This window comes from Vibrio sp. HA2012 (assembly GCF_002812955.1).
Taxonomy (GTDB): Bacteria; Pseudomonadota; Gammaproteobacteria; order Enterobacterales; family Vibrionaceae; genus Vibrio.
Genome location: NZ_PFXK01000008.1, coordinates 66,306 through 88,169 on the forward strand (window position 1 = coordinate 66,306; position 21,864 = coordinate 88,169).

At 46.1% G+C, this 21,864-nt stretch carries 22 protein-coding genes and 1 tRNA gene; 14 read left to right on the forward strand and 9 right to left on the reverse strand.

Going from position 1 to position 21,864, the window contains the following annotated elements; all coding sequences use genetic code 11:
- Positions 1-53 precede the first annotated feature (53 nt).
- The 5 genes from CSW98_RS17755 (at position 54) to CSW98_RS14490 (ending at position 5,667) form a co-directional block, all read left to right on the forward strand.
- Positions 54-218 carry a hypothetical protein gene (locus CSW98_RS17755; RefSeq protein WP_232733537.1) on the forward strand — a complete coding sequence of 55 codons (165 nt, stop codon included), beginning with the start codon at positions 54-56 and terminating at the stop codon, positions 216-218.
- 176 nt (positions 219-394) lie between these two features.
- Positions 395-1,231 carry a transporter substrate-binding domain-containing protein gene (locus CSW98_RS14475; protein WP_157810394.1) on the forward strand — a complete coding sequence of 279 codons (837 nt, stop codon included), beginning with the start codon at positions 395-397 and terminating at the stop codon, positions 1,229-1,231.
- A 240-nt stretch (positions 1,232-1,471) separates the two neighbouring features.
- The gene (locus tag CSW98_RS14480) at positions 1,472-3,130 is read left to right on the forward strand and encodes a putative transporter (RefSeq protein WP_100801191.1); all 1,659 of its coding nucleotides are present in this window, start codon (positions 1,472-1,474) and stop codon (positions 3,128-3,130) included.
- Positions 3,131-3,469: 339 nt separating this feature from the next.
- Positions 3,470-3,685 (forward strand): hypothetical protein, encoded by a 216-nt coding sequence (locus tag CSW98_RS14485; protein ID WP_100801192.1) that lies wholly within the window; start codon positions 3,470-3,472, stop codon positions 3,683-3,685.
- A gap of 335 nt (positions 3,686-4,020) precedes the next feature.
- Complete coding sequence (locus CSW98_RS14490; RefSeq protein ID WP_100801193.1) at positions 4,021-5,667, forward strand: methyl-accepting chemotaxis protein; 1,647 nt, start codon at positions 4,021-4,023, stop codon at positions 5,665-5,667.
- Positions 5,668-5,740: 73 nt separating this feature from the next.
- Here the strand turns inward: CSW98_RS14490 and CSW98_RS14495 are convergent, their stop codons facing one another.
- Together CSW98_RS14495 and CSW98_RS14500 are read right to left on the reverse strand one after the other, a co-directional pair.
- Complete coding sequence (locus CSW98_RS14495; RefSeq protein WP_157810395.1) at positions 5,741-6,283, reverse strand: YrbL family protein; 543 nt, start codon at positions 6,281-6,283, stop codon at positions 5,741-5,743.
- 149 nt (positions 6,284-6,432) lie between these two features.
- Positions 6,433-7,476, reverse strand: a complete 1,044-nt coding sequence (locus tag CSW98_RS14500) for a GGDEF domain-containing protein (protein WP_157810396.1) — start codon at positions 7,474-7,476, stop codon at positions 6,433-6,435.
- A gap of 335 nt (positions 7,477-7,811) precedes the next feature.
- Between CSW98_RS14500 and CSW98_RS14505 the strand changes: the two genes are divergently transcribed.
- Positions 7,812-8,501 carry a glutathione S-transferase family protein gene (locus CSW98_RS14505; RefSeq protein WP_100801308.1) on the forward strand — a complete coding sequence of 230 codons (690 nt, stop codon included), beginning with the start codon at positions 7,812-7,814 and terminating at the stop codon, positions 8,499-8,501.
- A gap of 49 nt (positions 8,502-8,550) precedes the next feature.
- Here CSW98_RS14505 and CSW98_RS14510 read toward each other — a convergent pair.
- Positions 8,551-8,627 (reverse strand) — tRNA-Arg (locus CSW98_RS14510).
- 198 nt (positions 8,628-8,825) lie between these two features.
- On the opposite strand from CSW98_RS14510, the gene folD reads away from it, so the two are divergent.
- Positions 8,826-9,686, forward strand: a complete 861-nt coding sequence (folD, locus tag CSW98_RS14515) for a bifunctional methylenetetrahydrofolate dehydrogenase/methenyltetrahydrofolate cyclohydrolase FolD (protein ID WP_100801196.1) — start codon at positions 8,826-8,828, stop codon at positions 9,684-9,686.
- A 64-nt stretch (positions 9,687-9,750) separates the two neighbouring features.
- Here folD and CSW98_RS14520 read toward each other — a convergent pair whose 3' ends face one another.
- Together CSW98_RS14520 and CSW98_RS14525 are read right to left on the reverse strand one after the other, a co-directional pair.
- Positions 9,751-10,689, reverse strand: coding sequence for a lytic murein transglycosylase (locus CSW98_RS14520; protein WP_443083668.1), 939 nt, complete (start codon positions 10,687-10,689; stop codon positions 9,751-9,753).
- 92 nt (positions 10,690-10,781) lie between these two features.
- Positions 10,782-11,060: a YcgL domain-containing protein gene (locus CSW98_RS14525; RefSeq protein WP_100801198.1), complete on the reverse strand. Its 279-nt coding sequence runs from the start codon at positions 11,058-11,060 to the stop codon at positions 10,782-10,784.
- 224 nt (positions 11,061-11,284) lie between these two features.
- Between CSW98_RS14525 and minC the strand changes: the two genes are divergently transcribed.
- The 3 genes from minC to minE are packed head-to-tail and all read left to right on the forward strand — an operon-like array spanning position 11,285 to position 13,053.
- Entirely contained in the window at positions 11,285-11,962 is a 678-nt protein-coding gene (gene minC, locus CSW98_RS14530; RefSeq protein ID WP_100801199.1) for a septum site-determining protein MinC, read from the forward strand.
- A gap of 13 nt (positions 11,963-11,975) precedes the next feature.
- Positions 11,976-12,788: a septum site-determining protein MinD gene (gene minD, locus CSW98_RS14535; protein WP_100801200.1), complete on the forward strand. Its 813-nt coding sequence runs from the start codon at positions 11,976-11,978 to the stop codon at positions 12,786-12,788.
- A gap of 1 nt (position 12,789) precedes the next feature.
- Positions 12,790-13,053, forward strand: coding sequence for a cell division topological specificity factor MinE (minE, locus tag CSW98_RS14540; RefSeq protein ID WP_100801201.1), 264 nt, complete (start codon positions 12,790-12,792; stop codon positions 13,051-13,053).
- Between the two features lie 123 nt (positions 13,054-13,176).
- Here minE and CSW98_RS14545 read toward each other — a convergent pair whose 3' ends face one another.
- Positions 13,177-14,754 (reverse strand): BCCT family transporter, encoded by a 1,578-nt coding sequence (locus CSW98_RS14545; RefSeq protein WP_100801202.1) that lies wholly within the window; start codon positions 14,752-14,754, stop codon positions 13,177-13,179.
- 402 nt (positions 14,755-15,156) lie between these two features.
- Between CSW98_RS14545 and CSW98_RS14550 the strand changes: the two genes are divergently transcribed.
- The 4 genes from CSW98_RS14550 (at position 15,157) to CSW98_RS14565 (ending at position 19,268) form a co-directional block, all read left to right on the forward strand.
- Positions 15,157-15,645: a MarR family winged helix-turn-helix transcriptional regulator gene (locus CSW98_RS14550; RefSeq protein ID WP_100801203.1), complete on the forward strand. Its 489-nt coding sequence runs from the start codon at positions 15,157-15,159 to the stop codon at positions 15,643-15,645.
- Positions 15,646-16,084: 439 nt separating this feature from the next.
- Positions 16,085-17,068: an ABC transporter substrate-binding protein gene (locus CSW98_RS14555; protein WP_100801204.1), complete on the forward strand. Its 984-nt coding sequence runs from the start codon at positions 16,085-16,087 to the stop codon at positions 17,066-17,068.
- Positions 17,069-17,149: 81 nt separating this feature from the next.
- The gene (locus CSW98_RS14560; RefSeq protein ID WP_100801205.1) at positions 17,150-18,049 is read left to right on the forward strand and encodes an ABC transporter permease; all 900 of its coding nucleotides are present in this window, start codon (positions 17,150-17,152) and stop codon (positions 18,047-18,049) included.
- On the forward strand, positions 18,042-19,268 hold the full coding sequence (locus CSW98_RS14565; RefSeq protein ID WP_100801206.1) for a quaternary amine ABC transporter ATP-binding protein: 1,227 nt from the start codon (positions 18,042-18,044) through the stop codon (positions 19,266-19,268). The genes CSW98_RS14560 and CSW98_RS14565 overlap by 8 nt, the downstream gene beginning before the upstream one ends.
- Positions 19,269-19,356: 88 nt before the next feature.
- On the opposite strand, the gene CSW98_RS14570 is transcribed toward CSW98_RS14565, so the two are convergent.
- The 3 genes from CSW98_RS14570 to prmB all read right to left on the reverse strand — a co-directional run bounded on the left by CSW98_RS14570 (position 19,357) and on the right by prmB (position 21,809).
- Complete coding sequence (locus CSW98_RS14570; protein ID WP_100801207.1) at positions 19,357-19,620, reverse strand: YfcL family protein; 264 nt, start codon at positions 19,618-19,620, stop codon at positions 19,357-19,359.
- Positions 19,621-19,677: 57 nt separating this feature from the next.
- Complete coding sequence (aroC, locus tag CSW98_RS14575) at positions 19,678-20,763, reverse strand: chorismate synthase (RefSeq protein ID WP_100801208.1); 1,086 nt, start codon at positions 20,761-20,763, stop codon at positions 19,678-19,680.
- A gap of 113 nt (positions 20,764-20,876) precedes the next feature.
- The gene (gene prmB / locus CSW98_RS14580) at positions 20,877-21,809 is read right to left on the reverse strand and encodes a 50S ribosomal protein L3 N(5)-glutamine methyltransferase (protein ID WP_100801209.1); all 933 of its coding nucleotides are present in this window, start codon (positions 21,807-21,809) and stop codon (positions 20,877-20,879) included.
- Positions 21,810-21,864 lie beyond the last annotated feature (55 nt).

A 21,864-nucleotide genomic window follows, 5' to 3' on the forward strand; every position in this document is an offset into this window, starting at 1 on the left:
GTCCTCTGTAAAAACAACTGAATTACCCGGTTCATAACATAGAGTAGTCGTATATGAAGAAATGCTGCGGCAATTGCCGACAATTTGAGCGTAACTCCGGTAAACCGGTTGATATGTGCAGTGCCTGGGGTAACCCAACCAAAGCAGACCGAGAGGCCTGCCATTTCTGGATGATGATGGTAAAACAGGGAAAACCTATAACACCAAGGAAACCGTAATCAGGTAGATTATTCAGTATTTCAGAACTATATATACTGTAGTTTTTCTAATTTACCAGATATAAGCACCCCCTATGCACCTCTCCAGACAGACTAGTATGATATCTTTACTCCGAAAAATACTTTTCGGACTGATGTGTTCCTTTTGGCTGTCAGAAGCAAATGCAATACCGGTAGTGCCTGTACAATCCGAGCAGGTTACAGAGGTAATTTATCCTCCGCCACAATCACCACTGGATACCCGGGATAACGATTTTATTGAGATCCTGCGTACAGCTTTAGAAAAAACAACCGATACCTACGGACCGTTTACCCTACATCCCACAGAAGTTGCAATGAATCCCCTCCGCTTTCGACATGAAATTATGGAAGGTCGGGGACCCAATGTTATCTGGGCTTCCGTTTCACAAGAAAGAGAGGAACACCTGCTTTCCATTAAAATTCCACTCAGAAAAGGTATTCTTGGATATCGTCTGCTGCTGATTAACCAGACTGAGCAGCATAAATTTTCATCGGTAACCAATCAGGGAGCACTACTGCAGTTCCGTGCAGGACAAGGCTCCACCTGGATAGACAGCGACATACTCCGAACTAATGGATTTACCGTTGTAACAGGTTCCAGTTATGAGGGTTTATTCCGGATGTTAATGTCGGGACGATTTGACTTCTTTCCTAGAGGTATCAACGAAATCTATCCAGAACTGGAAAAAAGACATACAAAATATCCGAACATGGTTATTGAACCCCATATCATGCTGTATTACCCACTTCCCAAATTCTTCTATGTAAATAAGAACAATAAAAAACTGGCAGAACGACTCCGATACGGACTGAATATCATGCTTAAAGATGGCAGTTTTGACCGTATCTTTATCCAGTATAATCAGCACCATATCGATAACATTCACTCCAGCCACTGGCGAGTCTTTACGTTGACCAACCCTTTCCTTCCGGAAGATATTCCATTTGAGCAAAAAGAGCTTTGGTATGACCTGACAGAAGACAATAACTAAACCTGATCCAGCACTCGCTTTTCAAAAATTTTATTTGCTCTTACGCACATAACCTCGACACATATCTCAGGTCTCTGTTTTTTAAACCTATTATAAGTTTATATAAAACTGGTCTCACCCATTGAGGAATATACCCCTGAACCAGCCATATCCGCCGGAGTACGCCACAAAAAAGGCCTGATAATGCGGAAACAGATTTTTAATAATTTCTGATTTTTAATAACTTCTGGAGGTTTTCTTATGAGCGAAATTGCACTTTCTATCAGCCTGTTGTCGCTGGTAGCAGTGCTGGGATTATGGATAGGAAACTGGCGGATCCGTGGTGTCGGTCTGGGGATTGGTGGCGTACTTTTCGGCGGGTTGTTTGTCGGACATTATGCACAAATCCTACATATCGAACTGGATATGCACACCTTACATTTTATCCAGGAATTTGGCCTTATTCTGTTCGTCTATACGATAGGTATTCAGGTCGGTCCCGGCTTTTTTGCGTCATTACGCAGCTCAGGTCTGAAGCTGAACGGTTTTGCAGCCCTGATTGTCGCACTCGGCGGTTTAATGACCGTTATTATCTATCATCTGTTCGATGTGCCCCTTCCTGTCATACTGGGGGTATTTTCTGGTGCAGTGACCAATACCCCATCCCTGGGTGCTGGGCAGCAAATTCTGGGGGAACTCGGGCTGGGAGAAGAGATGCTTGGCCTGACCGGTATGGGCTATGCCGTTGCCTATCCGTTTGGTATCTGTGGTATTTTGCTGACAATGTGGCTTTTAAGGCTGGTATTTAAAGTTGATGTTGATAAGGAAGCTGAACAGTTTGACGTCAGCAGCGGTCAGAAAAAAGAAGGCCTGCAGACGAAAAATGTGGTGGTAAAAAACCCCAATCTAATCGGCCTGACACTCTCTGAAATCCCGGATCTGACCGAAGGTAACATTATCTGTTCCCGGCTGAAACGGGGAGATGAACTGCTGGTACCCAAAATGGATACCCGGGTTGACTTGAATGACTACCTGCATCTGGTCGGTGATGCAAAAGCACTGAAAAAAGCTCAGTTAGTTATTGGTGAAGAAGTCGAGACCAGCTTGTCGACCAAAGGCACGGAAATGAGGTCACAACGGCTGGTCGTCACCAATGAGCTAGTACTGGGGAAAAAGATCGGTGATTTGGGGCTTAAGGAAAGATACGATGTCGTCGTCTCCCGCCTGAACCGGGCCGGTGTGGAGCTGGTTCCGGGCAGTGAAACCAATCTGCAGTTTGGTGATATCCTGAATCTGGTCGGACGTATAGAAGCCATTGAAGCGGTTAGTGGTCTGGTTGGTAATGCCCAGCAGAAGCTCAACCAAGTACAGATGTTGCCGGTATTTCTGGGGATCGGACTCGGTGTCCTGCTGGGCTCCATTCCTTTTTATCTGCCAGGCCTCCCTGCGGCTATCAAACTGGGCCTTGCCGGAGGCCCGTTAATTGTCGCACTGATTTTATCCCGAATCGGCAGTATCGGCAGACTGTACTGGTTTATGCCCCCCAGTGCCAACCTGGCACTACGGGAAATAGGCATCGTCTTATTCCTTGCCGTTGTCGGACTAAAATCAGGCGGTGGTTTTATTGATACTCTGCTTAACGGTGATGGCTTTAGCTGGATGGGGTATGGCGTCTTTATTACCTTTACACCACTGCTGATTGTCGGACTTATCGCCCGAATTGTCGGTGGCTTAAACTACCTGACTCTATGCGGCATGCTGGCCGGTTCAATGACCGATCCACCGGCGCTTGCCTTTGCGAATGGTCTGCACAGTAGCAGTGGCGCACCAGCATTATCTTATGCAACGGTTTATCCTCTAGTGATGTGCCTGAGAATACTGCTTCCACAGTTGCTGGCTATTTTACTCTGGGCAGGTTAATTTCACCGATTAATCACAGGGTTGGGACTCTCGTTACCAGCCCTGAATGACAGTAAAATGACAAAAAAAACAGTTATCGTATTTTTTTCATCTTTCTTAATAGCGAGACATACTATTTCTGACTACCAGAACTGAAATCCGGAGGATCGTATTCATATTTCTCCTTCTGGGAATGCTTGTTCTGATAAGCAGTTAGTCAGTTCCCTCATACGCCCTGCCCTTTTATTGCAAAATATATAACCAAGACAGAAGGAATTATTAGTATTTTTGCCTGATTTGACGAATTTATAATCGACTTCTATGGTTAATCATTATTAAACCACCACAGAGGCATGCCACATGAAAAGAAACAGTAAAACATACCGTTTGCAGTTAATTAAGGAAACCGTAGAAAAACACGAACGCCTTTCATGTAGTGACCCTATGGTGCGATTTATTCAGTATTTGCTGGAAAAAAAACCGACAAAAGTCGAAGAAACAAATCAGAAACACCGCTTCGCAGGCCATCACTATGATCACCATGCTGGCGGCTGGGTCAGTGACAAATGGTCCTGACACTATACGCTTGAGGTGACTGAGTATAAGAAGGCAGGAAATCTCACCGGCTTCCTGCCTCCATGCCCTATCAGCGAAATCCGGAAATGCTTGTCCCCCTATCAGAACAGTGGAATCATCTTGATTCAGGTGAATTAAAACCATAAAAAACATTCAAAACAAAACATCCAGCCCAAAACAATATAAAACTCTAATATGCGTTTTATCTAATATGTAATTTATGTGAGAATACTTTTTATGTTTACAACATGATAGCAGTTGTAACTTTATCTAATGAAATGCATTTTTCTGCCGCTATTATGTATTAAGACGTTGCCAATAACGAAGGAACCCACATGTTCATCAATAACCTGACGCTAAAAAACCGGCTGATTATCACCGTTGCCATACCATGTATTGCCTTGGTCACCGTAGGGCTTGCCAGCCTGAAAACCATGTCACATATCGCCACCCAAACAGAACAACTGTATCTGAACACCGCCGCACCGATGCGGGCGATGGCAGATGCTGCTACACGTAACATTCGCATGCGGGTAGGCATTGATGTAATGCTGCTTCAGGAAACACCTCTTCGTGATGAAAGAGGCGTCAAAAGCCGGGTAAAAGATGCCCGAACCGAAGATATTCCGGAATTGCGTGCCGCTATGGCTATTGCGGTGGATGCTCAGGTTAATCCTGAACTAAAAAAACGGGTACAGAAGTTATCTGACCTCTTTGAGACTGTGGTAACCAATGAGCTGAATCCTATGCTGGAAGCTCTGGATAGTGGCGATATGGCAACAGCACAGACCATTTACCGTGATAAATATGCCAAAAGCTACGGTGTAATACGCAAAGAAGCCGATGCTCTGCTTGGAAAACTCTTAGAACAAGCAGAAACACAAAACAAAATCAGTATCGACAGCTATACCAACGGGCGCAACACTCAGATTTTGATAATCAGTGTCGGCCTGATTATTTCCTTTGTGATCTCGTCACTGATCGTGATCAATCTGCGCAGCCGGGTAACCGTTCTGCGGGAAACCATTACTGATGCTGCACGGGAGATGTCTCTTTCAACCCGCATCAATCTAGAAGGACACGATGAACTGACTGATATCGGCGACAGTTTTAATCAATTTATGGAGAAAGTGCACAATTCTATTGATCAGGTTGCCCAGAATGCCCGGGAGCTGGCAGTCATGGCTCAGGATGTTTCGGAGCGCGCACACCATACTCAGAATAACTGTACCTCACAACGCGACCGTACCGTTCAGGTTGCTACAGCAATTCATGAACTGGGGGCAACAGTGAGTGAGATTGCAGCCAATGCTGCTCAGGCAGCAGAGGTAGCCAATGAAGCAACACATCGTTCCGGCGATGGTAAAAAGGTAGTTGTACAAGCACGGGAACAAATCGGCGAGCTGTCTATCGAGCTGGATCAGGCAACGACGGTTATTGCATCACTGGCAGAACAGGTTAATGATATCAGCTCAACATTGGATACCATTCGTAATATCTCCGACCAGACCAACCTTCTGGCATTGAATGCGGCCATTGAAGCAGCCCGAGCAGGTGAACAGGGTCGCGGCTTTGCTGTCGTTGCAGACGAGGTACGGACTCTGGCCAGTCGCTCTGCCGATTCAACGGAAGAGATCCAGCAGATCATTGATAAACTGCAGACAGAATCAAAACGTGCAGTCAGTGCTATGGAAAAAGGCCGTACACAGAGCAATCTGGTGGTGGAATATGCCGACAATGCCAACCATGCACTGGAACAGATTAACGATCATATCGACCAGATAAGTGATCAGAATATTCAGGTTGCCACTGCCACAGAAGAGCAATCCAGCGTGGTCGAAGACATCAACCGTAATGTAGAAGAAATCAACCAGCTGACCATGGAAACAACCGATATCGCCGGTCAGCTTAACCAGTCCAGTGCCAGCCTGAAGCATCTGTCATCAGAACTGGATAAATTGGTGAATTACTTCAAACTGTAATTCCCGATTAAACCATATAAAAAGCCCGCGACAGTCATCGCGGGCTTTTTCAATTCTAAACAGGTAATGAAGTTTATGCGTAAGCTGCTTCCACTTCACTCAGCATATTACGAACGGTTTTGCGTGTTTTACGGCGGCCAAAAAATCCCAGACCGGTATACAAAAACGATTTTCTTTTCTTATTGGTAATAACACCATCAATATAATACAGACGATTTTTACTGAAAATAATGTTTCTCAGCCCTTCATCACACATGCAGATAAAGTTACTCAGGCAGTAATGTTCCAGCTCTTTAAGTAACCCGGTGACCTTTTCTTTAGGCAATTGATTATCACGGATGATATCGTACAGATTTCCGCCACACTCGGAATTAATATGCTCATAAACCAGCCCGGTTCCCAGATTGGTTTCAACAAACCCGAAGCACTTAGGCAGATGTTCCAGCGGAACGTCTTTCTTATACAGCTTGTTGTAAAAGCGATACTCAAGTTTATTAATTTTCAGCGGACTGTGGCTATGCATGACTTTAATGCACAGATCAGCGTTATCCGGATGCTGATAGCAGGTTCGTGTTGTTCCTTTACCAAGCATATCAGCCTTGCTTAGCATTATCATAATAAGACTCATCTGACGTTGTATTATTTTTCAGCAGGATTTTAACTGTGTCACACTTTTGAATCCAGTAAAAAAAAGAATTTTTTATGACTTTTTATATCTTTACTTATTTTTGCAACATATCTGTGATCGCAAATCCATAGACATAACTAATAAAAACTGTATTGATTTTTCCCGTTATGCTTCGAAACATACATGGCCTGATCCGCACAGCGGATTAGTTTTTCCAGCGTGTCTCCGTCTTTTCCGAATAAGGAAACTCCAATACTGAATGTCACTGATTGCAGGTAAGCCCCGATCTCGACCTTATCTGAGCAGCTTTCCGATATTCTGTTAAGGATACTTTTTAGTGTGTCCAAATCAGGAACATCACTCAGAAGAAGAAGAAATTCATCCCCGGCATACCGACAGACAGAATATTCATGCTTTTGGGTGCTCCTGTCAGTATGGCGCACACAGTTATCCAGCCTTTTAGCAAAAAGTTGTAAAACTTCATCTCCGGCATCGTGACCGAGTGAATCGTTAATATATTTGAAATTATCTACATCAAGAAAAACAAGAGCCGTCAGTGCGGCGCTGTTTCTCTGCTGTCTCAGCTTACGCGTCGCCCACTCTTCAAAACTCCAGCGATTCGACAGCCCGGTAAGCGGATCGGTATACGCCAGTTCTTCAATACCGGCTGAATAAAGGTCTTTCAGGTACTGATTGGTTTTACGATAATAATAGTTGGAAGTCAGACAACTGATACACATGGCTAAATAGCTGGTATATAAAGGGGCACTTAATGTATCAATCGTAAATGTATACGGTAGTATATTAAGCCACTCTGCCAACAGCATTCCTGCCAGAAAAAGACTAAAAAAGATGGCGTAATGTAATGCACTCTTAAAGCGGTTAATAATAATAACCGTTGCTATAACAGGAAACACCCAGAACAGATGTCTCTCCGGAAGTACGACATGCGCGACTGCCGTAATGATCAAAGCAATATTAACCAGCGTAGTTGAACAAAACCGGGGGGAACGTTTAAGCCGCCATAAGGTGATAAAACAAAGTAACGCACTAATAGAATTAAGCACAACAAATGGATACCGAACCTGTAACACCAGGTTGATAACACTGTAAATCGTCAATAACGCCCCTGGGATAGCACTTGCCGCATAGCAAAGTCTCCTCTGACGTATCTGGCTCATATCAGCCATATCTTTTAGAGTTTTATTCGCCAGCACATCAAGCATAGTTTTGTTATTTATATATCTGAATAGTTATTCGACGCATTCTACTCTTTTGTTTCAAAATGTATATGTAATTCAAGTCATAGAATTGTCAGTAGTAACAAGTTGAAGAAAGCATTTTTAGCCAGTAGAAAGCCGATAAGTAACAATAACTTCAATAGACTATAGCGCCAGAAAGCGCTCTCTCAGCAAATCCCTTTCCCAGTTGCCGTCCCTACCAATCAGGAGTACAGTTCATTAGTCGCATAGCCTTACGGAAAAATATTATGGATTTGAACACTGAGTATAACCCTATGTATCAGCTATATTACTATCCGAACAATGCTAGCCTCGCTCCCCACTTCCTACTCCATCATATGAAGTTAAACTACAAATTGCTGTTGGTTGATAGACAATCAAATTATCAGAAATCACCGGATTATTTAAAGCTCAATCCTGCCGGACGAATCCCGACTCTGATCGCCAATAATCAACCCATTTTTGAAAGTCCGGCTATATGCATACATCTCTGTGAATCACATCCTGAATATGGACTGATTCCCCCCGTTGGAGATCCGTTACGTCCTCTGTTTTTTCAGTGGCTGGCCTTTTTAAATAATACACTTCAAGCTGAATTAATGGTTCGTTACTATCCACACCGTCATACAAATGATGAATCCACAATACCAAACGTTATAGCAGCTCAGGATGAGCGTATTGCAGATGCACTATCTATCATAAACGATCAGTTAGAACACCACAGATACCTGCTCGGAAACGATCTGTCAGCTTGTGATTACTTTCTATTCATGCTGGCCGAGTGGTCATTACCAGTCAAACAGTCGCCATTAACATTTAAGTATCTGGCAAATTATCTGAAACGATTATCTGAAAACCCAACTGTGAAGGCTGTTTGTGAAATCGAAGCCATTGATCTCACACCATTTGAAGAAGTGAATAAAGACTTTGCGAGCGAGCTACCCAGCAGGGTAAGTCACCAATAACAAAAAAGCCTCGACAATACTTAGTATTGTCAAGGCCTTATCGAAATAATGGCACGCCCTACAGGATTCGAACCTGTGACCACCTGCTTAGAAGGCAGGTGCTCTATCCAGCTGAGCTAAGGGCGCGCTGTGGGGTTGAATTATACGAGTTAAGGCACTTAGGTCAACGCCTTTCTCCAACATCGTGATTTGAATGGGCAAAAAAAGACCAGCGATGAAATAAATTATCTTCCGGGCTGAGAAGCAAACGTTTGCCAATAGATATTCCGTCCGATTTTTGCGACAATGCCCGCACTCTCCGTGACACAGGCATTCAGGGATATTATGACTGCACAAAATATTGATGGAAAACTCATCTCACAGACCGTTCGTTCAGAAGTCGCTGCCCGGGTAAAATCCCGCACAGAAGCAGGGCTACGCGCTCCGGGACTGGCGGTAATTCTGGTTGGTGAAGACCCGGCTTCTCAAGTGTATGTCGGCAGTAAGCGTAAAGCTTGCGACGAAGTCGGCTTTATCTCGAAATCTTATGATCTCCCTGCAACGGCAACAGAACAGGATCTGCTTACGCTTGTTGAACAGTTGAACAATGATGCGGAGATCGATGGCATTCTGGTTCAGCTTCCCCTGCCAGCCGGTATCGATAGTACTAAAGTACTCGAGAGCATTCATCCGGAAAAAGATGTCGATGGTTTCCACCCTTATAATGTTGGCCGCCTGTGCCAGCGGATGCCGAAACTGCGCTCCTGCACCCCGAAAGGCATCATGACTCTGCTTGAGCGGTATAATATTGAACTGCGCGGAAAACACGCCGTTGTTGTAGGAGCGTCCAATATTGTTGGCCGTCCGATGACCATGGAACTGCTGCTGGCAGGATGCACCACCACCACTTGCCACCGTTTTACTCATGATCTGGAATCATTTGTCCGTCAGGCCGATCTGCTGGTCGTTGCCGTGGGTAAACCTAATTTTATTCCGGGAGAATGGGTGAAAGAAGGAGCGGTCGTTGTCGATGTCGGTATCAACCGTCTGGAATCAGGGAAACTGTCCGGTGATGTGGAATATGACATTGCCAAAACCAAAGCCAGCTTTATTACTCCGGTTCCCGGTGGCGTTGGCCCGATGACAGTGGCCACTCTGATCGAAAATACCATGATTGCCTGCGAACAATACGACAAAATGAGCTGATGTACCGCCACCGGCATATTCATTTGCCGGTGGCTCTTTGTTGTACCCGACCAGAATTCAGCCCTTAATCTGCTTTAATCCGATCCGCCAGATGACTCACTGCCAGGCCGAAGTAATAAGACCGGTTCCACTTCATAAGCACCTGATAGTTATTGTAAATAAGATAAGATCTGCCGTTTCTGTCATCCGGCATGATCAGCCAGGCATCAATATCATGCTTCAGTGCCGGTAACGGACTTCCATTGGCTTTACGGATCCCAAGCCGGTTCCATTCCCGCAGCGTTCTGGCTTTTTCAGTCTGACGCCCGGCCAGATCAGAAGAAAGAGAATCCGGAACCAGAACTTCCCTTCCCCAGGTATAATTATCATCCCATCCGGATTGCTTCAGATAATTCGCGGCAGAAGCAAAAACATCGGTTCGGGTGTTCCAGATATCTTTACGACCGTCACCATTTCCATCCTGTGCAAAAGCCAGAAACGAGCTGGGCATAAACTGACATTGTCCCATGGCACCAGCCCAGGAACTCTTCATATTTTGAACCTCAATATGCCCCTGATCCAAAATCGTCAGCGCGGCCATGGTTTCCTGACGGAAAAATGACTCACGCCTGCCGTCATAAGCCAGAGTCGATAGTGCATCGATAATATTGTAGTTCCCCATCAACTTACCGAAACTACTCTCGATTCCCCACAGAGCCACGATAAACCGGGGCTGAACTCCGTAGTGTTTACCAATCCGATACAACTCATTGTAGTGTTTGTTATACAAGGCCTTAGCCTGTTTCACTCGCCAGTCCGGTAAAGTACTCACCAGATACTCATCCAGGGTTTGTCTCTTCTCCGGTTGATTCTGATCGGCTTTCACCGCCCTTGGTTTATAACTCACGTTGGCAAAAGCTTTATTCAGGGTCTGCTCTGAGATACCTAACGTGCGCGCTTCCTGTTTAAGCGTCGTGATATAGTCAGAAAATTCCGGTTTTGCCTCAGCGACACCAACAGAGATCCCAAATCCTAGCAGTAGCGTAATTACTTTTTTCAATCCTTTCTCCTTTGATCCTTATCCATTTGTTATTATATTTTTGGATCAGCACTGACTTAATCGCTCTGCCCCGCCATCAGATCCTTAAACTGCTTCAGTACATTTTCCGGTGGTGGTGGCAATTGCAGGAAGAACCCCTGTTCCTGTATCGATTCCCGCACTTTATTAATATCGACCTGAGCTAATTTACGCCCTTCAAGTTTAATTACCATGACAAAAACCGGCTTCCCGAACATTGTCATCAGCTCATTCGGTACTTCGGAGAAGTTATCCTTGGTTGGAATATAGAGGTAAGTCCCCTCTTTATTGGTACTTTTATAAATAGAACACAACATATCAAGCCTTACCATTCATAGCCTATGGTTATTATTTAAACGACAAAGTGTAAGTTTTAAACACTTTAGTGACATTTATACCTAAAACGTTATTTTTTGCAATAACATGACTTGCTGACTCAGATCCTGAGAGATAACATAATCCCCGGATTTTTGGCAGGCGCATAAAATGTCTGCCTGTTTTTTCACTATTTTTAACTTCTACTATCGGGGTATCGGCAACAATGACTCAAACACCAGACCTGAAAGGTAGCAGTTTTACTCTGTCGGTTCTGCATCTGTTCAATAATAACGTATCAGAAACGTTAGCTTATCTCGATGAAAAGGTCGCTAAAGCCCCTTCTTTTTTTGCATCAGCGCCCGTGGTTCTGAACATCACCAAAGTTGAAGACGACATTGATTTCACCGGCCTGAAACAGGGCATCCTTAATATTGGACTGATCCCGGTCGGGGTCACTGGATGCAAAGACAAAAGAACCCAAAACCTGGCGAAAGAAGCCGGGCTTGCGGTAATGTCAGCCGCCAAAACACCTTCTCAGGCTCCGGCAGAAATGGCTCCGGTTAAGGTAATACAAACGCCGGTACGTTCCGGACAACAGATTTACGCCAAAGATAGCGATCTTGTGATCCTGAACCATATCAGTGCCGGAGCAGAAGTGATTGCTGATGGCAGTATCCATATTCACGGCACCCTGCGAGGCAGAGCAATCGCAGGAGCAAGCGGACAAAAAGAAGCAAAAATTATTTGCCAAGATTTACAGGCTGAGCTGGTTTCCATTGCCGGAAATTACTGGCTGAGCGATCAAATTACTGATGAGTTCTGGCAGAAAAAAGTCATGCTCTCCCTGCAGTCTGATGCAGAGCAGAACGATTTTCTTTCCTTCCGGACTCTGGATATATAAAAAGGATTAAAAGATGGCACGCATTATTGTGGTCACCTCAGGAAAAGGCGGCGTAGGTAAAACTACATCAAGCGCCGCAATCGCTTCCGGGCTGGCTCTGAAGGGCAAAAAAACCGCGGTGATCGATTTCGATATCGGTCTACGTAATCTGGATTTGATCATGGGCTGTGAACGCCGTGTGGTTTACGACTTCGTTAACGTAATCAACGGTGAAGCAACATTGAATCAGGCACTGATTAAAGATAAACGTGCTGATAACCTGTTTATACTGCCGGCTTCTCAGACCCGGGATAAAGATGCCCTGACCCGAGATGGTGTACAGCGAGTCTTTGACGAACTGGATGAAATGGGTTTTGAGTTTATTATCTGTGACTCTCCCGCTGGTATTGAACAGGGTGCGCTGATGGCATTGTACTTTGCTGACGAAGCCATCGTAACCACCAACCCTGAAGTCTCATCGGTTCGGGATTCAGACCGTATTCTGGGTATTCTGGATTCAAAATCCCGCCGGGCTGAACAAGGACTGGAACCTATCAGGCAACATCTGCTGCTTACCCGCTATAACCCGTCTCGGGTTAATCTTGGTGAAATGCTCAGTGTCAGTGATGTTGAAGAAATCCTGCATATCAAATTACTGGGGGTTATCCCAGAGAGTCAGGCGGTACTGAACGCGTCCAACAAGGGGGTTCCGGTTATCTTTGATGAGCAGTCTGATGCAGGGCAAGCCTACGATGATACCGTAGAACGCCTGCTTGGTGAGGAAGCGGATTTCCGTTTTCTGACCGAAGAAAAGAAAAGCCTGTTCAAACGACTATTCGGAGGCTAACGTGTCGCTACTTGAATTTTTCCGTCCACAAAAAAAAGCATCCGCCTCGCTGGCAAAAGAGCGCCTGCAGATTATCGTTGCGGAAAGAAGAAGTCAGGCATCGGGGTCTCCAACGTATCTTCCTCAGTTAAAAGAAGATATTCTTCAGGTACTGGCCAAATATGTGCAGGTTGATCCTTCCATGGTGCACGTAGCTCTGGAACAGGATGATGATGATCTGTCCGTACTGGAACTGAATGTTAGGCTACCGGACGACGATAAATAAAGACAGCTCCGGCTACCTCTTTATATCAGACAACAAAATCATACCAGACAGCAAAAAACCCACTCAAAAAAGTGGGTTTTTATTATTTACAGCTTATAAGCAATGCAGAAGCTTACGAATACCTTAGCGGTTAAAGCGTTCTGTACGCATCCCCATCAGGAGGCTGACACACATCAGCAGCAGAATAACCGTAAACGGTAAGGCTGTCGATATGGCACCAGCCTGCAAAGCCTGAATTGCCTGCGTTCCGCCAATCCATAACAGTGCTGCAGCAATGGCACCTTCCATGACCGCCCAGAAAATACGCTGCGGAACCGGAGCATCCACTTTACCGCCGGCAGTGATACTGTCGATCACCAGCGAACCGGAATCTGAAGAAGTAATAAAGAACACCAGTACCAGAATAACAGCAACCACAGACAAAAGCGTACCAAACGGCAGTACATCAAATGCCTGGAACATTGCCAGAGGAACGTCTGTCAGACCATTGGCTCCCAGCTCACCGACACCATGAATCACCTGATCGAGTGCAATACCACCAAACACCGACATCCAAATAACGGTCACCAACGTCGGAACCAAAAGCACAGCCGTAATAAACTCTCGTACCGTCCGTCCTTTAGATACACGAGCAATAAACATACCGACAAATGGCGACCAGGAAATCCACCATGCCCAGTAGAATACTGTCCAGCCCTGGAACCAGGCTTCATCGGTACGACCATGCGGATTACTCAGCGGAATGATATTCTCTATATAAGCCATCAATGTGGTCGGTATCGAACCCAAAGCAACCGCATAGCAGATCATCGCCACCAGTATCAGCAGCAGAAAAGCAACGATCATATTCAGGTTACTCAATACTTTTACGCCACCTTCAATACCGCGAACCACAGAAATAGTCGCCAGCAGAGTAACTCCGATAATAACGATAATTTGCAGTCCAATTCCGGCATCGATGCCAAATACATGGTGAATCCCACTGGCTGCCTGTTGTGCCCCCAAACCAAGCGATGTTGCCAGACCGAACAGAGTCGCAACGACTGCCAGAATATCCACTACATGGCCGGCCCAGCCCCAGGCGCGATCACCCAGTAACGGATAGAAAATCGAACGAATTGAAAGCGGCAGACCTTTGTTATAGGCAAAGAACGCCAGTGACAAAGCAACAACACCGTAAATAGCCCAGGGATGGAGTCCCCAGTGGAACATAGTTGCTCCCAACGCTAGCTTTGCCGCTTCCGGTGTATTCGCCTCTACCCCCAGAGGCGTTTCATACCAACCGGTATAATATGCCACAGGCTCCGCCACACTCCAGAACATAAGTCCAATCCCCATACCAGCAGCAAACAACATCGCCAGCCAGGAGACATAAGAGTGATCCGCCACAGCTTCTTCACCGCCGAGGCGGATCTTACCGAACGGGGAGACAATCAGGCCAAGACAGAAGATAACAAAAATATTTCCCGACCAGATAAATAGCCAGTCAAATGCTCCGATGATCTGCCATTTAATGCCATCCAGAACCGTTTTAGCTGATTCTGCATCACTCACCAGTGTAGCAATCAGAAACAGCAGAATTAAACCAGCACTGATCCCGAACACCGGGTTATGAACATCAAAGCCCCATTTCTGGACGTTATCTTGTCCGACCGTATAGTCCGTACTGTCTATACTGTATTTATCGACACCTTTAGTCATTTTTCCTCTCATGGTTATAACCGCAGGCACAAATGAATATTCCGTTTAACATTAATTTGTACTCTCGGTATTTTTATAAAGACTCCGAAAAAATATATACCATCAGAACGTAAAACCTCAAGCTAAAGCTTAAATATTAACCAATAATACAGTACATAGCGCCACGAACGAACACTTAACGACCAATACAATCTATCAAATCCCTATCTGTGATATTTGTTGTCTAATCATTTCACCACGAAATATTTGCCTGATTTCTCGCTCCATGCCGGTTCAAACCACTATCTCAGGCAATTTATTTGTATTTTGCCGGTTGCCCTCTTTAAAAACGGGACAAAGTCAGTTAACGTCACCCACAAATTATGCTCAGCCATCCCGGTATTAATAAATTGGAGTCTTGCATTGGAAAAGCATGAAGAAGTCTTAGTGTCACTCAGACAAATCATAAGGGCGATTGACCTGCATTCTAAAAAACTGAGTAAAGAGTCTGGCTTAACCGGCCCTCAATTGATCCTGATGCGTTCAATCAAAGAGCTGGGAGAAGTCACGATTAAAGAACTTTCAAAACACACCAATATGAGTCCGGCCACGGCAACGACGATACTTGACCGGCTGGAAAGAAATGGTCATGTGGAAAGAATCCGCAGCCGAGCAGATAAACGTAAGGTGCACGCCCATTTAACCGAACAGGGTGCCACACTTCTTCAATCAGCACCGATGCCGCTGCAGGAAAGTTTTATCAATAAGTTTCAGAATCTGGATGAATGGGAACAGAGCCTGCTTCTTTCCTCAGTACAGAGAATTGCCAGCATGATGAATGCCGAATCCTATGACGCCGCTCCGGTGCTGGAACTGGGTAATATTACAGACCCGAGTGAAACCCAAAAATAACGCCCCACGGCTTCTTCGTCCGGTCACTTCTTTTATATCTCCCTGCAAAGACAGGGGGTTCCCCCTTAATGCGATTTATCCTTCACTGCAACTTGCCCCCAATACAACTTACCATCGATAAAACTCACCCCAACAAAATTAGAGCATAAATCAATATACTTTCGCCTTCTGCATTTTTTCGAATTCAAATGTTAAATATATGCTAAACACCAAAAACCCAGCGCAATATTTGCAAAAAATAAATATTCATAAATACCAATAAGATAAATAGGTTCACTCTCTAATCCTCACGCCACCTCATTAGATAAAACAACAAACCCATAACATCAGCAAGTTCATCCTTGCAATTACTAACACCTCTAATTATTTGTGCTCAAAAAAATAATTAGGTAACCTATAAAGGTCTTTACACAGGAAGATAGTTAAAGGAAGGACCTTTATGAAATTCAAATTAGCTTCACTATTAATGGCGGCAAGCTTTGGTGCTCAGGCCGGTGAATGCGGAACTGTCACTATCGCCGATATGAACTGGAACTCAGCCAGCCTTATCGCCAATATTGACCGTTTTATTCTGGAAACCGGATTTGGCTGTGAAGCCGAACTGATACCGGGAGACACAATGGCAACAGCCACTTCCATGGTCGAAAAAGGCCAGCCAGATATTGCACCGGAACTCTGGACCAACGCCGTCCAGGAAGCCATTGAAAACGGCGTACAGGAAGGGCGTATCAAATACGTCGGCCACTCTCTGGTCGAAGGCGGCGAGGAAGGCTTCTGGGTGCCCGCCTATCTGGTTGAGCAGTACCCAGAACTGAAAACCATTGCCGGCGTAAAAAAACATCCGGAACTGTTTGAACACCCGGAAAATCCGGATGCTGGCGGCTTCTATAACTGCCCGGCAGGCTGGGGATGTCAGATTTCAGCAGCCAACCTGTTCAAAGCCCTGGAACTGGATAAAGCCGGTTTTAAACTGATCGACTCTGGCTCTGCCGCTGGTCTTTCCGGTTCACTGGCTAAAGCCTATGAGCGCAAAGAAGGCTGGTTTGGCTACTACTGGGCTCCTACCGCCGTTCTTGGTAAGTACGATATGGTAAAAGTCGATTTTGGCAGTGGCGTCGATAAAGACGAATACCTTCGCTGTACCAGTGTTGATGGCTGTCTGGATCCGAAAGTTACCATGTATCCGCCATCACCAGTCTATACCATAGTCACCACAGATTTTGCCGCAAAAGACCCTGCAATGCAGGATTATCTAAATAAGCGTGGATTCACCAACGCGGATATGAACCAGTTGCTGGCGTGGATGGAAGACGAGCAGGCCAATGCCGAAGACGCCATGTTCTATTTCCTTGAAAACTACCCGCAGGTCTGGAAAGCATGGCTGCCGGAATCTATTGCTGAAAAAGTAGCTGACGAACTTTAAGCCCTCCTACTCTTTCACTCAACATATCTATATAAAAGAGTAGCTTACGAGTTACTCTTTTCTTTAACTAAGGAATAAAATATGGCTGATAGTAGTTGGTTAAGCCACTTTCCCGAAATGGATCGGTCCGGTTTAAGGCTGATCCGAAAAACACTGGACGGAGCATACAAAAGCTTCTCCCGCGAATACGGCGATGCCATTGAATCGTTCTTCGACCCTCTGCTTTCATTTCTGATCTGGTTCGAAAAGCTGTTGCTGGAAACACCCTGGTGGCTGGTTTTGATCGTTCTTACCGGTCTGGTTTATCTTGCCAGTCGCTCGGCTAAAATGGCCGCTGCCTGTGTCGTTTCATTACTATTAATCGGTTACTTCGGCATGTGGGAAGATACCATGCGCACTCTGAGTATCATTACTGTCTGTACCATTGTGGCCATTGTCGTCGGTATACCCATCGGTATCGCAATGGCCCGCTCAAACCGGACGCAGACTATCGTCACTCCTATTCTGGATATTATGCAGACCATGCCGGCTTTCGTATACCTTATCCCTGTCGTTATGCTACTGGGCATAGGTAAAGTTCCCGGACTGATTGCTGTAGTCATCTATGCTATCCCACCGGTTATCCGGCTGACTAATCTGGGGATCCGTCTGGTTGATGCCGAAGTAATGGAAGCCGCAACGGCATACGGTGCCAGCAAATGGCAGCGCCTTGTCGGTGTGCAGTTGCCCCTGGCAATGCCAACCATAATGGCCGGTATTAATCAGACCATTATGATGGCACTCTCTATGGTCGTTATTGCATCAATGATTGGCGTAAAAGGGCTCGGCCAACCGGTTCTGAAAGCCATCAGCAACCAGTACTTTACCCTGGGGCTACTGAATGGTCTGGCCATTGTTGCCCTTGCCATTCTGATTGACCGCGCGTCACAAGCCTACGGAAAACGCACTCAGGCACACTTGGGAGACCAGAAACATGACTAAGCCACTTATCGAAGTATCAGGGCTGTATAAAGTATTCGGCACCCATCCTGAAAAAGTGATGCCACTGGTGAAACAAGGCCTGAGCAAAGATGAAATTCTGAATCAGACCGGGCATACCGTGGGTCTGAAAGACATCAACCTGAAGATAAACAGAGGCGAAATTTTTGTCATTATGGGGCTGTCCGGTTCGGGTAAATCCACTCTGATCCGGCACTTCAACCGCCTTATCGACCCGACAGAAGGCAATATTTTTGTTGAAGGAACCGATGTGATGCAGCTTACTCCTCAGGAATTGCAGGAGTTCCGCCGCCATAAAATGTCGATGGTGTTTCAGCGATTCGGGCTACTGCCGCACCGTAAGGTTATCGACAATGTCGCTTACGGGCTTGAAGTGCAGAAAGTTGACAAAGACAAACGCCTGCAAGCCGCAACCGAATGGCTGGAGACCGTCGGTCTGAAAGGCTATGAAGATCAGTACCCTTCTCAGCTATCCGGCGGACAGCAGCAGCGTGTTGGTCTGGCCCGGGCACTGTGTACCAATGCCGAAATCCTGCTGATGGATGAAGCCTTCTCTGCCCTTGACCCACTCATCAGGAGCGAAATGCAGGATCAACTGACCGAATTGCAGGAAAAGCTGCATAAAACGATTATTTTTATCACCCACGATCTTGATGAAGCCCTACGCCTGGGTGACCAGATAGCCATTCTGAAAGACGGTGTTTTGGTTCAGCAGGGCACTCCGGATGACATTCTTCTGCATCCGGCAGATGCTTATGTAGAAGCCTTTGTTAAGGATGTAAACCGGGCCAGAGCCCTGAATGTTGAAACAGTTATGCAGCCTCCGGCAATGCGTATCACGGCAGAAACTATCGATGAAGCACTGGCTCAGATGAAAAAATCCAAACACGACTACGGCTACCACATCACAGAAGACGGTTATCAGGGGTTGATCACCCAGAACAGTCTGGAAGAAGCCGTCAACGGTGACGATTCACAAGAAATCAGTGAAGAATTGTACGAAGATGTGCCAACCATTTCACCAGATTCCGCCATCGAAGAAGTGCTGACAGAAAGCATTGCTTCTGACTACTCTTTGCCGGTGGTGGATGAAGAGGGCAACCTGAAAGGGTCACTGGAAAGAGAAAAAGTGGCGGATATTTTTGCCGATAAAGAAACGGTAAAAGAAGAAACCGGCACTCAGACAAACACACAGGATTGATATTTTTTATCAGTCAGAGTATGACCAAAAACAAACATAGCCGGCAGGTGATCCCTGCCGGCTATGCTTTATGTATTATTTACCAGCACTAAAGATCTTGCTGCAGTGTATTCCACAGCGCAGAAACCACGGCTCTGTCTGCCGGAGAAAGCTCACCTTTAGCTGCTTCCAGACTCAGCTCAATGCGCGCTTTCAGTTCCTGAATATCATCCTCTCCAGCCGCTTCACACGCAGCAGCCGACAGGGAGATATGACCTCGTAAATAACCACCGGCGAATAACTCATCATCAGAAGCGGTTTCTACCGCATTGTCGATCTGTTCCAGAAGCTGCTCTTCAAATTCAGTAATCATAACTCTCTCTGCTTAGTGATAACCACCCAGTGGCGGCATCATTGGATTCAGGAACATTCAGATCCGTGGGGTTTCAGTCTGTACACCCTGATTCTGTCCCCGATGACGCAGCAGATGATCCATCAGCACAATCGCCAACATCGCTTCTGCAATCGGCACCGCACGAATGCCCACACACGGATCATGCCGACCTTTTGTGATCAGTTGGGTTGGTTCACCGGTTTTAGTAATCGTTTCTCCCGGTATGGTAATACTGGACGTCGGCTTAAGCGCCATGCTTGCCACAATATCCTGACCAGAGGAAATACCGCCCAGAATGCCACCAGCATGGTTACTGGTGAACCCCTGAGGCGTCAGCGGATCACGATGCTGGCTGCCTTTTTGATTAACAACCGCAAAACCATCACCAATCTCAACACCTTTTACCGCATTGATCCCCATTAGTGCATGCGCAATATCCGCATCCAGCCGGTCAAAGACTGGTTCGCCAAGCCCTACAGGTACATTGGTTGCAACCACCTGCAATTTAGCGCCAACGGAATCCCCTTCTTTTTTCAGGTCACGGATAAGCTGGTCAAACGCCGCAACCTTATCCGCATCCGGACAGAAGAAATCATTCTTTTCGATCTGCGCCCAGTCCACTTTATCGATGGCGATATCACCCATTTGTGACAGGTAAGCACGGATTTCAATACCAAACTCCTGTTTCAGGTACTTTTTGGCAATACCTCCCGCCGCAACACGCATCGCCGTTTCCCGTGCGGACGAACGACCACCACCGCGATAATCACGGTTCCCGTACTTCTGGTGGTAGGTGTAGTCCGCATGCCCGGGACGGAATTTATCTTTAATTTCAGAATAATCTTTAGAGCGTTGATCGGTATTTTCAATCATCAGCCCGATGGATGTCCCCGTGGTTTTACCGTCAAATACGCCGGAGAGGATCTTCACCTTATCCGGCTCCTGACGAGCCGTAGTATAACGCGAAGTTCCCGGACGACGGCGATCCAAATCCTTTTGCAAATCAGTGTCAGTAATGTCAAGGCCCGGAGGACAACCGTCGACGATGCAGCCCAGTGCAATACCGTGGCTCTCTCCGAATGTTGTTACCCGAAAGTGTTGACCTATACTATTTCCTGCCATGTTGTCCTCAGTGCGACTCTCATCTAAAAGTCATATTTCTGTAATTTTTCGTCCGTTCATAGTCGCTTTATAACGAACGCTTGTAAACCCCTAATCCCGGTAATTTCCCCGGCTCAGTCCCTGTACAGAATAAATTCACCGGCGTGTTCCAAAAGCTGCTCTTTTGTCAGCATAAACACCCCATGACCGCCATTCTCAAACTCAATCCAGGTAAACGGGATCTGCGGATACTGATCCATCATATGCACCATTGAATTACCCACTTCGCAGATCAGAATTCCTTTATCCGCCAGATAATCCGGAGCATTAGCCAGAATACGTCGTACCAGCTTCAGTCCATCTGTACCCGCAGCCAGACCCAGTTCCGGTTCATGCGTGAATTCATCCGGCAGACTGTTCATATCTTCCTCATCCACATAAGGCGGATTGGTGACAATCAGGTCATACTGGTCTTTAGGCAAATCCATAAACAGGTTAGAACGAATCGGAAATACCTGCTGTTCCATGCCGTGATCCTGAATATTCTGCTCTGCCACAGCCAATGCACCTTCAGAAATATCCACAGCATCTACCTCTGCTTCCGGGAAAGCATGTGCACAGGCAATCGCAATACAACCACTGCCGGTACAGAGATCCATAATACGCTGTGGCTCCTGAACCAGCCATGGCTGGAACCGGGCTTCAATCAGCTCACCGATCGGAGAACGCGGCACCAACACCCGCTCATCAACAAAAAATTCCAGTCCGCAGAACCAGGCCTTATTGGTCAGGTACGCCGTTGGAATGCGCTCATTAATCCGTCTCACAACCCGTTCAGCAATACGCTGCCGCTCAGTACTGATCAACCGTGAGTTCAGAATATGGGGAGGAACATCAATCGGCAGATGGAGAGTGGGAAGGATTAACTGAACCGCTTCATCCCATGCGTTGTCTGTACCATGACCATAGAACAAACCCGCTGCATTAAAGCGGCTCACCGCCCAGCGAATCATATCCTGAAGGGTTCTGAGCTCCGCAACCACTTCATCTATAAAAATCTTATCCAAATTTGCCTCCAAAAAGCGCTACAATACGCCGATTAACCGAATCCATACTTTATTA